13 protein-coding genes and 1 tRNA gene are annotated in these 12,173 nt (G+C 59.8%); 5 read left to right on the top strand and 9 right to left on the bottom strand.

What is annotated here, in order from left to right:
• Both AC07X6_RS23910 and AC07X6_RS23905 read right to left on the bottom strand, forming a co-directional pair.
• A partial coding sequence (locus AC07X6_RS23910; RefSeq protein ID WP_494792603.1) for an acyltransferase family protein occupies positions 1-908 on the bottom strand: 908 nt, incomplete at its 3' end.
• A 122-nt stretch (positions 909-1,030) separates the two neighbouring features.
• Positions 1,031-1,372, bottom strand: a complete 342-nt coding sequence (locus tag AC07X6_RS23905) for an ArsR/SmtB family transcription factor (RefSeq protein WP_494792602.1) — start codon at positions 1,370-1,372, stop codon at positions 1,031-1,033.
• A 106-nt stretch (positions 1,373-1,478) separates the two neighbouring features.
• On the opposite strand from AC07X6_RS23905, the gene AC07X6_RS23900 reads away from it, so the two are divergent.
• On the top strand, positions 1,479-2,567 hold the full coding sequence (locus AC07X6_RS23900; protein ID WP_494792601.1) for an NADH:flavin oxidoreductase/NADH oxidase: 1,089 nt from the start codon (positions 1,479-1,481) through the stop codon (positions 2,565-2,567).
• Here the strand turns inward: AC07X6_RS23900 and AC07X6_RS23895 are convergent.
• Together AC07X6_RS23895 and AC07X6_RS23890 are read right to left on the bottom strand one after the other, a co-directional pair.
• Positions 2,561-4,060 carry an MDR family MFS transporter gene (locus AC07X6_RS23895; protein ID WP_494792600.1) on the bottom strand — a complete coding sequence of 500 codons (1,500 nt, stop codon included), beginning with the start codon at positions 4,058-4,060 and terminating at the stop codon, positions 2,561-2,563. The genes AC07X6_RS23900 and AC07X6_RS23895 overlap by 7 nt on opposite strands.
• Positions 4,057-4,515: a MarR family winged helix-turn-helix transcriptional regulator gene (locus AC07X6_RS23890; RefSeq protein ID WP_494792599.1), complete on the bottom strand. Its 459-nt coding sequence runs from the start codon at positions 4,513-4,515 to the stop codon at positions 4,057-4,059. Before AC07X6_RS23890 ends, AC07X6_RS23895 begins: the two co-directional genes overlap by 4 nt.
• A gap of 119 nt (positions 4,516-4,634) precedes the next feature.
• Here AC07X6_RS23890 and AC07X6_RS23885 point away from each other — a divergent pair.
• Positions 4,635-4,710: transfer RNA gene (locus AC07X6_RS23885), tRNA-Lys, on the top strand.
• A gap of 180 nt (positions 4,711-4,890) precedes the next feature.
• Here AC07X6_RS23885 and AC07X6_RS23880 read toward each other — a convergent pair.
• From AC07X6_RS23880 to AC07X6_RS23870, 3 genes are read right to left on the bottom strand one after another with little or no spacing between them, the layout of a single operon-like run.
• Entirely contained in the window at positions 4,891-5,931 is a 1,041-nt protein-coding gene (locus AC07X6_RS23880; protein ID WP_494792598.1) for a 5-methylcytosine restriction system specificity protein McrC, read from the bottom strand.
• A gap of 2 nt (positions 5,932-5,933) precedes the next feature.
• A complete protein-coding gene (locus tag AC07X6_RS23875; RefSeq protein WP_494792597.1) occupies positions 5,934-7,838 on the bottom strand; it encodes an AAA family ATPase in 1,905 nt (634 codons plus the stop codon).
• Positions 7,839-7,890: 52 nt separating this feature from the next.
• Positions 7,891-8,625 carry an AraC family transcriptional regulator gene (locus AC07X6_RS23870; protein WP_494792596.1) on the bottom strand — a complete coding sequence of 245 codons (735 nt, stop codon included), beginning with the start codon at positions 8,623-8,625 and terminating at the stop codon, positions 7,891-7,893.
• A gap of 126 nt (positions 8,626-8,751) precedes the next feature.
• On the opposite strand from AC07X6_RS23870, the gene AC07X6_RS23865 reads away from it, so the two are divergent.
• Both AC07X6_RS23865 and AC07X6_RS23860 read left to right on the top strand, forming a co-directional pair.
• The gene (locus AC07X6_RS23865) at positions 8,752-9,009 is read left to right on the top strand and encodes a hypothetical protein (RefSeq protein WP_494792595.1); all 258 of its coding nucleotides are present in this window, start codon (positions 8,752-8,754) and stop codon (positions 9,007-9,009) included.
• Between the two features lie 66 nt (positions 9,010-9,075).
• Positions 9,076-9,681 (top strand): IMPACT family protein, encoded by a 606-nt coding sequence (locus AC07X6_RS23860; RefSeq protein WP_474290091.1) that lies wholly within the window; start codon positions 9,076-9,078, stop codon positions 9,679-9,681.
• A gap of 3 nt (positions 9,682-9,684) precedes the next feature.
• Here the strand turns inward: AC07X6_RS23860 and AC07X6_RS23855 are convergent, their stop codons facing one another.
• Positions 9,685-10,074: a hypothetical protein gene (locus AC07X6_RS23855; RefSeq protein ID WP_474290090.1), complete on the bottom strand. Its 390-nt coding sequence runs from the start codon at positions 10,072-10,074 to the stop codon at positions 9,685-9,687.
• Between the two features lie 10 nt (positions 10,075-10,084).
• Positions 10,085-10,462 carry a nuclear transport factor 2 family protein gene (locus AC07X6_RS23850; RefSeq protein ID WP_474290089.1) on the bottom strand — a complete coding sequence of 126 codons (378 nt, stop codon included), beginning with the start codon at positions 10,460-10,462 and terminating at the stop codon, positions 10,085-10,087.
• 262 nt (positions 10,463-10,724) lie between these two features.
• On the opposite strand from AC07X6_RS23850, the gene AC07X6_RS23845 reads away from it, so the two are divergent.
• The gene (locus AC07X6_RS23845) at positions 10,725-12,125 is read left to right on the top strand and encodes an L-cystine transporter (RefSeq protein ID WP_494792594.1); all 1,401 of its coding nucleotides are present in this window, start codon (positions 10,725-10,727) and stop codon (positions 12,123-12,125) included.
• Positions 12,126-12,173: the final 48 nt, after the last annotated feature.

Below are 12,173 nucleotides of genomic sequence, written 5' to 3'. Positions count from 1 at the left end.
GCATACGAGATGCGGCCCAGGGCGTTGACGATGTTCCACGCGCCGCCCTGGGAGGGCGTGCGGGCGCGGCCGAACAGGAACAGCGCGCAGGCGACGATCAGGGCCAGGGCGATGCGGCTGCGGTAGTCGACGGCCAGGGCCAGCAGGACGGGCACGGCGGCCATGGCCATGAGCGCTGTCATGGCGCCCGGTTTGCGGGCCGGGTCGCTGGCCCACCAGGCCATGAGCCCCAGGCCATAGCTGCCGAAGAAATACGGCGCCCAGTTATCCCAGCCCGCGTCGAGATTGAAATACAGCAGGGAAAAGGTGATGCCCACGGTGACGGCCAGCGGCATCAGCCAGCGTCCGCGCCGCCGGCCCGCCAGGCGGCCGCCCAGCCACAGCAGCGATACCGTCAGCAGGTACAGCTGGAAATCGATGGCTACATACCAGGCGCCGGCGGACAGCGATTCATAGCCCAGCACGCCGTGCAGCAGCAGGGCATGGGCGCTCAACTGGCCCAGGGTGACGGCGGCCGACATGGAATCGTGCAGCATCCAGATGCCGGCCACGGGCGTCAGCACGGCGGCGAGCAGGGTGGCCGCCAGGAAAGGCGGCGCCAGCTTGGCATAGCGGCGCCAGACGGCCTGCAGCGGGGTGGCAATGCCGGGCTGGCCGGCGGGTGCGAGGGATTTGGCGACGAGAAAGCCGCCGATGACGAGAAATACTTGCACGGCGATGCGCGCGCTGCCGCCCAGCCAGTCCAGCAACGCGGGCCACAGCGGTTGCACGTAGTCGGACATGGGCCCGTAAAACGCCAGGTGATGCAACACGATCAACTGCGCCGCGCCCGCCTTCAATACATTGATCCAGCCAAACTGCGGACGATTTGCCAGGTCCGCCTGTGATACCACTGCTGCTACCGTCATTCCCATCCCTTGCCGTGCCAGGTAGTGTCGCCAGTCCGTCGCGCAACAGGCGCGCGGCCGGGGATTTACCGAAAGGCCGACATCATAGCCGAGCCTGGCAAATGGCGGGGCACGGCAGGCGGCTAAGCTGCCGGCTTTTCCGCCTCCGGCTGCCCGGGCGCCAATGGCTGTTGCGCCAGGATGGCGTCGAGCAAGCCAGGAAAACGGCTCTCGATATCGGCGCGGCGCAGGGTGTTCATGTGCGTCGTGCCCGCGTTTTCCGTGTAGACGAGGCCCGCTTCGCGCAAGACCTTGAAATGGTGGGAAACGGTCGATTTCGGCCGCCCGCCGTCGAGGTCGCCGCAAGCGGCCGCATCCACGCGGGCCAGGTGGCGCACGATGTCGAGGCGGATCGAATCGCTCAAGGCGTACAGCACTCTTTCGAGGACGAATTCGCTGGCGGGGGGATGTTTGTGTGGACGCATGAGCAGAATCATACAGCATGCGCTATACTAATTCCATTCTTCGAATATTTACGAACTACCGAATCAGTATTTTCCAATCTTTTCATCCACACACACAAAGGCCACCATGTCCACCCTCTTCCAGCCCTACACCCTCAAAAACGTCACCCTGCGCAACCGCATCGCCGTGCCGCCCATGTGCCAGTACATGGCCGTCGATGGCGTGGCCAACGACTGGCATCTGTCGCATTACGCGGGCATGGCCCGTGGCGGCGCGGGACTGGTGATTGTCGAAGCGACGGCCGTGGCGCCCGAAGGCCGCATCACGCCCGGCTGCACGGGCATCTGGAACGATGATCTGGCGCAAGCCTTCGTGCCCGTCGTGAAAGCCATCAAGGCGGCCGGCTCCGTGCCCGGCATCCAGATCGCCCACGCGGGCCGCAAAGCCAGCGCCAACCGCCCATGGGAAGGCGACGACCACATCGCGCAAGGCGACGCGCGCGGCTGGCAAACCATCGCTCCGTCCGCCATCGCCTTCGGCGGCGGCCTGCCGAAAGTGCCGCGCGCCATGGACCTCGACGATATTGCCCGCGTGAAACAGAACTTCGTCGATGCGGCCGTGCGCGCCCGCGAAGTGGGCTTCGAATGGCTGGAACTGCACTTCGCCCATGGCTACCTGGCGCAAAGCTTCTTTTCCACCCACTCGAACCAGCGCGACGACATCTATGGCGGCAGCCTGGAAAACCGCAGCCGCTTCCTGCTGGAAACACTGAAAGCCGTGCGTGAAGTGTGGCCCGAGCACCTGCCGCTGACCATCCGCTTCGGCGTGCTGGAATTCGACGGCCGCGACGAGCAAACCCTGCTCGAATCCATCGGCCTGGTGCGCCAGTTCAAGGATGCGGGCATGGACATGATCAGCGTCAGCATGGGCTTTACCATTCCCGACGTATCGATTCCGTGGGGCCCGGCCTTCATGGGACCGATCGCCGAGCGCGTGCGCACGGAGGCGGGCGTGCCCGTCTCGTCCGCCTGGGGCTTCGGCACGCCGGCCATCGCCGAGCGCGTCGTCAAGGAAGAGCAACTGGACGTAGTGATGGTCGGCAAGGCGCACCTGGCCAATCCGCACTGGGCATATTTTGCCGCCAAGGAACTCGGCGTCGAGCGCGCCTCGTGGACCCTGCCGGCGCCGTACGCCCACTGGCTGGAACGCTACTGATCATCCTTCACCGTTGCCGGATGCCCCTCCAGGGGCAGTTCCGGCAGGAACAGCAGGAAGACCAGTCCCACCAGCAGCAGCACGGCGCCGGCGCCAAACACGCTGGCGATCGCATGGCGGTACACCTCGACCGTCTGCACCGCCGCCTGCGCGCCGAGCGCCGACACGGCTTCCACGCCATGCTGGTGCAACTGGTGCGCGAGAATGGCGCCGGACGCCGTCACACCCAGCAAGCCGCCCAGCGAACGGAAAAAGGCCAGCATGGCCGTACCCACGCCCCGGCGCGCCAGGGGCAAGGCATTTTGCACGGCGATCGTCATGTTCGGCATCACCAATCCTAATCCCGTGCCGAGCAGGAAGATGGCCGGCTCGATGATCCAGTAGCCGCGCGACGTTTCCATGGCCCAGGCCAGCACGGCAAACGCCAGCAGCGCCACCGCCAGCCCCGCCACCTGCACCATCTTGTACTTGCCCGAGCGCGACAGCACGCGGCCGTTGAACATCGACGACGCCACCAGTCCCACCATCATCGCCACCGTCATCACGCCCGATTCGGCGGGACTCGTGCCCATCACCAGCTGGAAGAACAGGGGGAAGAAGACGCTGGCGCCCATCAGACCCATGAAAGTCATGGCCATCACCAGGCTGGCGATATTGAAGGTGCGATTCTCGAACAGGTCGGGCGGCAGCACGGGTTCGTCCACCCTGCCCACGTGCACCGCCAGCCAGATACCAAGCAGCACGGCGACGCCGCCGCACACCTTGATGGCGAGAGAGTCCCACGGCCACTCGGTACCGCCCAGCGCCAGCACCAGCAGGGCCGCCGTGACGGCGCCCGTCAGCAAGGCGGAACCCAGGTAGTCGATCTTGTGCGCATGCGTGCGCGCCGGCTTGCGCATGGCGCGCGCGATGATGACGAAGGCGGCCGCGCCGATGGGCAGGTTGACATAGAAAATCCAGTGCCACGACAGGGCATCCGTGATGACGCCGCCCAGCACGGGGCCCAGCACGCTGGTGACGGCAAACACGATGGGCACCATGCCCTGCCGCTTGCCCCGCTCGGCCGGCGGCACGATGTCGCCGATGATGATCTGCGCCAGCGGCATGAAGCCGCCCGCGCCGAGGCCCTGGATGGCGCGGAAAATGATCAACTCCGTCATGTTCTGCGCCAGCCCGCACAGCACGGAACCGAGCAAGAAGGTCAGCAGGGCCGTGTAGATCATGGGGCGGCGGCCGTACTGGTCGGCCAGCTTGCCGTACAGGGGCATGGTGGCCGTCGAGGCCAGCACGTAGGCCGTGACCACCCACGACAGATGCGCCATGCCGCCCAGGTCGTCGACGATGCGCGGCAAGGCCGTGGCGACGATGCTCTGGTCCAGCGCACCCAGGCCCAGCACGGCCATCAGGCCCAGGTAGATGGCGCGCACTTCGCGCTCGGTGACGGGTTTTACGGCGTCCTTGTCTGCGCCTGCGGCGTGATCGTGACCGCTCATGCCTGGCCGATCTCAAGCAGCGGCTGCATGGCAGCTTCCAGCGCATCGACCTGCTGCGGCGTCAGGCGGGAGATGCGCCGCGCCAGCGCATCGCGGCGCCGCGCGCGCAAGGTTTCGAGGATCGCCAGGCCTTGCGCGGACACGTGCAAGCCCGAACGCCGGCGATCCTGCGGATCGGGCGCGCTGCGCTCGACCAGTCCCGCCTCTTCGAGCGACTTGACCTGGGCGCTGACGGTGGGCCCGCGCACATTCTGCAGCCGCGCCAGCGCGGCTACGCCGATGCCGGGCTGCTCGTGAATCAGCGCCAGCAGCATGTACTGCATCATCGATACGCCGCCTTCCAGCTCCCCCCCTTCGCGCTGCATGGCGCGCAACAGGCGCTTGAACGCCACGCGCAAGTCATCGGACAGCGCCAGCGCGCGCTCGGGGATGGGAAGGTCTTCGGTATTGGACATGGGATCACATAAATAGGTAGACTATCTACCCATATTAGACCGTGCATGAGGGTCATGCAAGGCTTTTTCCGCCCCGGCCCTTCCCAAAACCGCCATTGGCCGTCATAATAGCCGCCCTTGGGTCGTTAGCTCAGCTGGTAGAGCAGCGGACTTTTAATCCGTTGGTCGCAGGTTCGAATCCCGCACGGCCTACCAAATACTTCAGAGAAGCCCACGAATTTACGTTCGTGGGCTTTTTGTTTTGGGGAGCTATCTGGTCGCTTCGGAGGGTGGGTGGTTAGGCGCGACAGACTCAAGCGACAGTCAAAATTTTACTGTCGCTTCGTTCTTAATGCGGCAGGCATACGTAAGTTAACGAATCGACCTCCCAGAAAATCACTTGATCAAATCAATAATTTCTTTTTTAATCTCTGGCCAGTCCTTACTCAAATCAACAGTAGCGACGGTTACGCCAAATCCTTGAATCCGATAACTTTCTCGTAGAGCTCGGTTGACCTTCGGATAAATCAGCATGCCCTCTAGCACGGCACCATCCGGACGAATCGCATTAGTCAAATAACTCATCAGCTGATACACATTCCCACTGTGAAACTTCTCGACACCAAAACGCTCACCCAAGGCCTCTTGGTAGTACTTTGCCTCAATGATGACATGCCGCCCCCCTCGACTTAACGAGATGTCAGTTTCCATCCTAGGAAGTAAAGTGAAATCGGAATCCACATCGAAACCATGCTCCGCACGCCAACCAATATACTCACGTCTCACAGTCCATCCAAAAACCTCAGTCCGAATAAAATTAAATAAGAAATTCTGAAACACTATCGCCATCGCTCGCTCATCGCGCAAGAAATCTCGAAAACGCAGCGTACCTACTTCTTGGTCAGGCATCCAAGAAGAGTGAATTAATTCAGAAACATTCATAAGGAAGCGGTAGAATCTATTATTAGAATGAAACTGAATTCTTCTAAATGAGTCGTTCGTAATGAGAGTTTCATCAATGCTGTTCATTTCTCTATGAAGAGTACGAACACGCTTACGCAACTCACCATTAATATTACTAGCCCTTCCCAAATTACGTAAGGTAGTCTTTAAAATTTTATTGGGTAAAGTATTCACCGTCAATTCATCAAAAGCACATGCCGCTCGGCCGTGTAGCGGGAGGAACCGACGCGCAGACCTTAGCACGTTAAGCCGACCACGTATCCCGGCGATTTCTTCCTCGTGCACTACGTACCCTTGATCCAATCCACGCCGCGCAATGTGCTGAATTCCATCACACAACACAAGAGCGAACAAATCCACCAACTCAGTTGTCGGCACCTTAGAAACATCAACCAACTCACCTTGCTTTAATTGTCTCCAGGAATAACAAAGCATGTAGTAGAGATTCTTTATCGGGATGCGAGGGGTATTCATCTTCAAATACCCATTAAGCGGGATTCCCAATTATTTACTTTGGACTCATCATCAAACCAATATTCTCGCAACAGCGGCATAATTTCCGACGAAATTACTTCACGATACCACTCTGGTGTCGCACCAACATCGCTTATTCCAGTACAAAAGAAACTATGCCCTATGCAGAATCCGGGGCCAAGATTGGCGCGATCATTAGATATTTCACGATTGAGTGCAGTTAAGTCCAACACCATTCGACGAATAAGGTCGTCGCTAGCCCCTTGTTTAGCCATAAATGAAAGAAATTGTGGCGTATTAAAACCCGGCCCAAGATCGACAAATGCAAATCGACGCCGCAAGGCATAATCCACCATCGCCAATGACCGATCAGCAGTATTCATAAGCCCCAGCATGTACAAATTCTTGGGAACAAAGAATTTGTCTTCTAAGTCATCAGCGTAAGCAAGTGGGATTGCCCATTCCTCACCACGTTTATCGACCTCGATCAGCATCATCAACTCGCCGAATACCTTGCTGAGATTGCTACGATTTATTTCGTCAATGATGAATACAAATTCGAGATCGGGATTTGCCTGAGCCAGCTTACAGAAATTATAAAATGCACCATTTTTCCGACTAAATCCAGTTTCACTTGGCCTGTAGCCTTGGATGAAATCCTCGTAGGCATAAGAGGCATGAAATTGAACCATTCCTACGCGGTCTAACGCCTTAGCTGACATCAACGCATACGCCACACGCCGAGCGAAGAACGTCTTACCGACACCGGGCGGCCCCTGCAAAATCAAATTTTTCTTCGCACGCAATCTTTCAACGATTGCACCAAAATTATCGCGTTCAATAAAGAGGCCTTCACGCGCGTCATCGATCGAATAAACTGACTCATCATCAAAATCTAACTCGCCCGCATCATCGGATTTTTCCGTCGATTCAATTTCGGCAGTAGTGATTACCCTATTTATTAATGGCTTTGGCTCTGGGCGACTCCATCGAGTTCGCAGTGGAGGAACGTAATAATCCAACTTATCCGTACCTTCTTGGGACTCTAACTCGATACGAATTTTAGTCAGTGTTCGATCTAATTCCAAGGCACTCTGCCCTCGAACGATTTTCTTACTTAAACCTGAGAAAGCCGTGGCTATCAAGATTCGATCTGCGCGCCCAAATATTCGCTCAAAAACATCAGGAAAGAGCAGAAATAGTATCATATGGCGAAATTGCCTAGTTTCCGCCTCAGGAATATTTTGCAACCATGCCGCGAATTCCCATCCATCACTCAGCAGTTCTTTTTGCTTCGTGCTGTCAAGATTTTTAAAGGCCAACGTCATCTTTATGAAAAAAATCAACTCCTTCCAGCGGTATTGGTTGAATCCTGGGCCGCCGCTACCTATTCCGGCTAATACTTGGTCAGTCAACATTAAATCGGCTGAGGCGGACATGGGCTCTTTCGACCAACGCCAAATTTCATTCACGATCTCGCGCTTCTTGGGAGCAAGTACATTACTTGGGCAAAGCAGGAGGAGCCAGTTCATTTCCGCAGCCAATTGCTTAACCGACGAGCTAGTGGGCGACAACTGCTCGCGCAACTTCTCGATGAAATTCCCAGTTCCAGTGTCGAGGTTGTCGACGAAATACTGAGTAAGGGATGTAAGACCCTCAACGGTCCAGAGCTGATTCGCGGAAAAAACAGAACCTGTTCCTAAAAACGCGACATCCCGCCAGTGCTGGGCCGCATCCAGGACAGGTATCGGATTACGGCTATTACCATGAAATCGACTCATTGGATTACTCTTTTCGTGGGGTAACGGAGGTGAAGTAAAGGTCCGGAACATTGCCGGTTGCTCCACCTTAAACACTGTCTTGCACCCAGTCAATATTTCAAAGCAGGCAAGGATCAAGTCCGCCATTCATACACGATTTCAGCCTTGGCCGGCCCTATCTACAGCAAGTTGCGCTTTATCAAATACCGATATTGCTCGATTCACTGCCATCCCCATACCTCCCCGGCGTCACCCCCATCACCCTCTTGAACATGGCGATGAAGGCGCTGACGTTGTCGTAGCCCAGGTCCAGCGCAATCGTCGTGACGGGCTGGCCGGCGGCCAATCGTTCCAGGGCGCGCAGGATGCGGGCGCGCTGGCGCCAAGCGGAGGGCGTAAAGCCGGTCTCCAGCGTAAAACGGCGCGCCAGGGTGCGCGGCGACACGCCGGCCCAAGCGGCCAGCGCTTCCACGCCACGCTCGTCGGCCAGGTCATCGAGCACGGCGCGTGCCACGCGCAGCAGGCGCGGGTCCGTGGGCAGGGGCAAGCCGAAGGATTCGTGCGGCGCGGCGGCGATCTCGTCGAGGATCACGCCCGCCACGCGGGCTTGCCGCGCGTCCAGTGCGCCCTCGTCCCAAGTGCTGGCGCGGCCCACCGCCTCGCGCAGCAAGCCCGAGGCGCGCATCACGCACGGCGCGGCGGGCAAGCCGGCGCAGCTGGCCTCGTCCACATACACGCTCCAGCCCGCAAACGGGCCGTGCGAACGCAGCGCGTGGACGTGATGGGGCGGCATCCATACGCAATGGCTGGCCGGCACCACCCACTGTCCGCTGTCGGCGGTAACGGAAAGCAAGCCCCGCATGGCGCCGAACAGCTGGCCGCTGGCATGGCGGTGCGCCGCCGTCACCCTTTCCTGCGGCTGGACAATGCGCATGGCGCGCAGCCGCGGCGGCGATGCCGGAGAAATTGACGGATTTGACGTATCGAATGACATAAACAACGCAGGCAAGACAATCCGGCCATCATACAGTGAAGTCTTTCCAACCTTCAGGAGTTCACCATGCGTGCAGAAGACGTATTAGCCGATCAACAAAACCAGGGCCAGTTCAATGGCGTCACCGTGCGCAAGGGCACGGTGGGCGCCTTCCTGGCCAATGCACGGCTGTGGCTGGATGAGACCAGCAGCAGCGACGACAAGGCCATCGCCGAGCGCGACATTGTCGACGCCCTGCCCGCCCTGCATGCGCTGGGACTGTTCGACATTGTGCAGGTGCGCGATGCGGCGCTGCGCAAACTGGTGTCCGCCGCGGCCGCGTGAACGGGCTGGCTCGTCCCCGGCGCGCATTTCCTCTATCATGCTGCTTTGCCCGCCTTCGCACCCGCCATGCCGTTTACCATTGCCGCCCCCGTCCACAGCGAACTGATCATCAAGAAAAGCCGTTTCATCGGTTGCGTGCAGCCGATGACGGACCGCGCCAGCGCGCAGCAGGTGGTCAATGACTTGAAGGCGCAGCATCCGGGCGCCTGTCATGTGTGCTGGGCGCTGCTGGCGGGCGGGCAGTCGGCGGCCGTCGACGATGGCGAGCCGAGCGGCACGGCCGGGCGGCCCATGCTCGACGTGCTGCGCCACCAGGACCTCGAAGGCGTGCTGGCCACCGTCGTGCGTTATTTTGGCGGGATCAAGCTCGGTGCGGGCGGCCTCGTGCGCGCTTACACGGACAGCGTGGCGCAAGCGCTGTTGCAGGCGGAGAAGACGGCCATCGTGCGCCAGCGCAGCCTGCGCTGCACGGTGCCGTACGCGATGGAAGGCATGCTGCGCCGCGAACTCGACGGCGCCGGCGCCACCCTGCTGAACGTGGAACACGGCGACGCCGTGCTGTTCGACTTCAGCCTGCCTGAAACGGCGGCCACCGCCCTGCTCGCCCATCTGCATGAGGCGGGCAATGGGCGGATAGCCTGGCTGAAAGTAGAGACCGAAGAGGAAGATTAAAACTTACAAGTTGGCTGGACGCTTGATCTGCAACAAAATAAAATGCGTCCACGCCAGCGCCGGCAACACCATCAGCAACAACATCAATCCGGCCGGCATGTCCGGCACGAAACGCACGAAGCAGGCGAGAAAGCTGGCGATGGCCAGCCAGAAACGCCAGTTGAAGGCATACGCCTTGCGCGCCACCGTGGCCAGGGCGATGCGCCAGAATTCCAGCAAGGCCCACAGGCCGCCCGTCAGCAGCAGCGCGGCCAGGGCATTGGCGCCGGGAGCGTCGGACCAGGTGCGCACCAGGTTGTACAGCAGCACGGGATAGCCGGCCGTGACGGCCAGGGTGGCCGGGCCGGCGGCGATGACAGCTTCAAACAGCTGCCCTTTGGAACGATGATCCACTCAATTACCCCTATGCCACGACGCCCGAATGGGCGGCGATCACTTGCAGCGCGCCGGCCGCATCCTGCGCCCAGACGCGCGTAAAACGGAAGTCGCCATGCGTTTCCACGTCGTGATAACTGCCCGTCAACTGCATGCGCACGGACACCACGGCCACGGGGCCATTGATGCGCACATGGCGCTCGGACGCGCGCAGATCGGTAATAGTCAGCAGTCGCTGCTCGTGCGCGGCCAGATCCGCATGCTTGCTCAGCAAGTGGCCCAGGTGATTGGTAAACAATAAGTCATCGGCCAGCAACTGACTCAGTACAGCCACGTCGGAGGCCATCATGGCCAGGCGCAAGCGTTCTTCCGCATCGAGTACCTGTACTTCCGTTAAAACATTCATCTTTTTCCTTGAAATAATTGGCACGACATTGATAAATAGGCAAAACATGCTGGCACGAAATCGATTTTTTCACAATCGGCCGGAAGACTTATGCCTGTGGAGCATATTTATATAGCGTAATATTCGCAGCGGTATTGCGCAAAACGCCACCATAGTACTGTACAGTGCTTGCCCTTCCGCCCCGGGCTGGGGCAGCTGTCAGTTGTAGTACTGTTTTATGTGCTCCGTGCAGTCTCGAATAAAACCAAGATAAGGCCCCTTCATGGCAATTAATATCATCCTGAACCTGCTCGTTGCGTTGCTCGTCTTCGCTTTCATGTTCCATCAGCAACGCAAACACGCGACGTTTACCGTGCGCGTCTTCACGGGCCTGGGCCTGGGCGTGCTGCTCGGTGCGGCCGTGCAGTGGCTGTACGGCGCCGGCTCGCCCATCATCGCCGGCACCAATGAATACATCGACATCGTTGGCAGCGGCTACGTCAAACTGTTGCAGATGATCATCATGCCGCTGATCATGGTGTCCATCATTTCCGCCATTTTAAAGCTGAAGGATGCCAGTTCCCTGGGCAAGATCAGCGCGCTGACCATCGGCACCCTGCTCATCACCACGACCATCGCCGCCGCGATCGGCATTTTGATGGCCAAGCTGTTCGGCCTGACGGCCGTCGGCCTGACGTCGAGCGCTGCCGAAGTGGCGCGCGGCGTGCAGCTGCAAGGGTCGCTGGAAACGGCAAAAGCCCTGTCCCTGCCGAAACTGCTGGTCAGCTTCGTGCCGACCAACCCCTTCCTCGACATGACGGGCGCGCGCAAGACGTCGACCATCGCCGTCGTCGTGTTCTCGATCTTCATCGGCATCTCGGCCACCGGCATCGCCGCCAAGAAGCCGGAAATCTTCGCCTCCTTCGAAAGCTTCATGAAAGTGGCGCACGCCATCGTCATGCGCATGGTCACCCTGGTGCTGCGCCTGACGCCGTACGGCGTGTTCGCGCTGATGTTTGAAGTGGTGGCCTCGTCGAGCTACACGGACATCTTGAAATTGATCAACTTCGTCGTCGCCTCGTACAGCGCGCTGATATTGATGTTCCTCGTGCACCTGGCCATCATCGCCGGCGTGGGCCTGAACCCCTTGCGCTTCGTCAAGAAAGTCTTCCCCGTGCTGGCTTTCGCGTTCACGTCGCGCACCAGCGCCGGCTCGATCCCGATGAGCGTGCAGACGCAAACCCAGCGCCTGGGCACGCCGGAAGGCATCGCCAATTTCGCCGCCTCGTTCGGTTCGACCATCGGCCAGAACGGCTGCGCCGGCATCTATCCGGCCATGCTGGCCGTCATGATCGCCCCTACCGTCGGAGTCGACCCGTTCACCGTCAGCTTCCTGCTGCCCTTGCTGGCCATCATCACCATCGGTTCCGTCGGCGTGGCCGGCGTGGGCGGCGGCGCCACGTTTGCCGCGCTGATCGTGCTGTCGGCGATGGACTTGCCCGTCGCGCTGGCCGGCTTGCTGATCTCCGTCGAACCGCTGATCGACATGGGCCGCACGGCCCTGAACGTGAGCGGCTCGATCACGGCCGGCACCGTCACCAGCCGCGTCATGGGCGAAACCGACCTGGCCGTCTACAACAGCGACGACGCGCCGGACCTGGATGAGGCGGAACACGCCGCCTAAAAGCCCAACGAGTTGCGCGCCGCGCCTTGCCGCTTTCGTCTATATTGA

Source organism: Janthinobacterium sp. GW460-12-1-14-LB5, assembly GCF_059423585.1.
This window is presented reverse-complemented; position numbering and strand designations above follow the sequence as displayed.

Excerpts from the sequence above, each read along its gene's own strand:
- AC07X6_RS23880 (WP_494792598.1), bottom strand. The coding sequence starts at position 5,931 with ATGAATACCCCTCGCATCCCGATAAAGAATCTCTACTACATGCTTTGT.
- AC07X6_RS23860 (WP_474290091.1), top strand. The coding sequence starts at position 9,076 with ATGCCGTTTACCATTGCCGCCCCCGTCCACAGCGAACTGATCATCAAG.
- AC07X6_RS23875 (WP_494792597.1), bottom strand. The coding sequence starts at position 7,838 with ATGGCGGACTTGATCCTTGCCTGCTTTGAAATATTGACTGGGTGCAAG.
- AC07X6_RS23845 (WP_494792594.1), top strand. The coding sequence starts at position 10,725 with ATGGCAATTAATATCATCCTGAACCTGCTCGTTGCGTTGCTCGTCTTC.
- AC07X6_RS23850 (WP_474290089.1), bottom strand. The coding sequence starts at position 10,462 with ATGAATGTTTTAACGGAAGTACAGGTACTCGATGCGGAAGAACGCTTG.
- AC07X6_RS23895 (WP_494792600.1), bottom strand. The coding sequence starts at position 4,060 with ATGAGCGGTCACGATCACGCCGCAGGCGCAGACAAGGACGCCGTAAAA.
- AC07X6_RS23890 (WP_494792599.1), bottom strand. The coding sequence starts at position 4,515 with ATGTCCAATACCGAAGACCTTCCCATCCCCGAGCGCGCGCTGGCGCTG.
- AC07X6_RS23905 (WP_494792602.1), bottom strand. The coding sequence starts at position 1,372 with ATGCGTCCACACAAACATCCCCCCGCCAGCGAATTCGTCCTCGAAAGA.
- AC07X6_RS23865 (WP_494792595.1), top strand. The coding sequence starts at position 8,752 with ATGCGTGCAGAAGACGTATTAGCCGATCAACAAAACCAGGGCCAGTTC.
- AC07X6_RS23900 (WP_494792601.1), top strand. The coding sequence starts at position 1,479 with ATGTCCACCCTCTTCCAGCCCTACACCCTCAAAAACGTCACCCTGCGC.
- AC07X6_RS23870 (WP_494792596.1), bottom strand. The coding sequence starts at position 8,625 with ATGCGCATTGTCCAGCCGCAGGAAAGGGTGACGGCGGCGCACCGCCAT.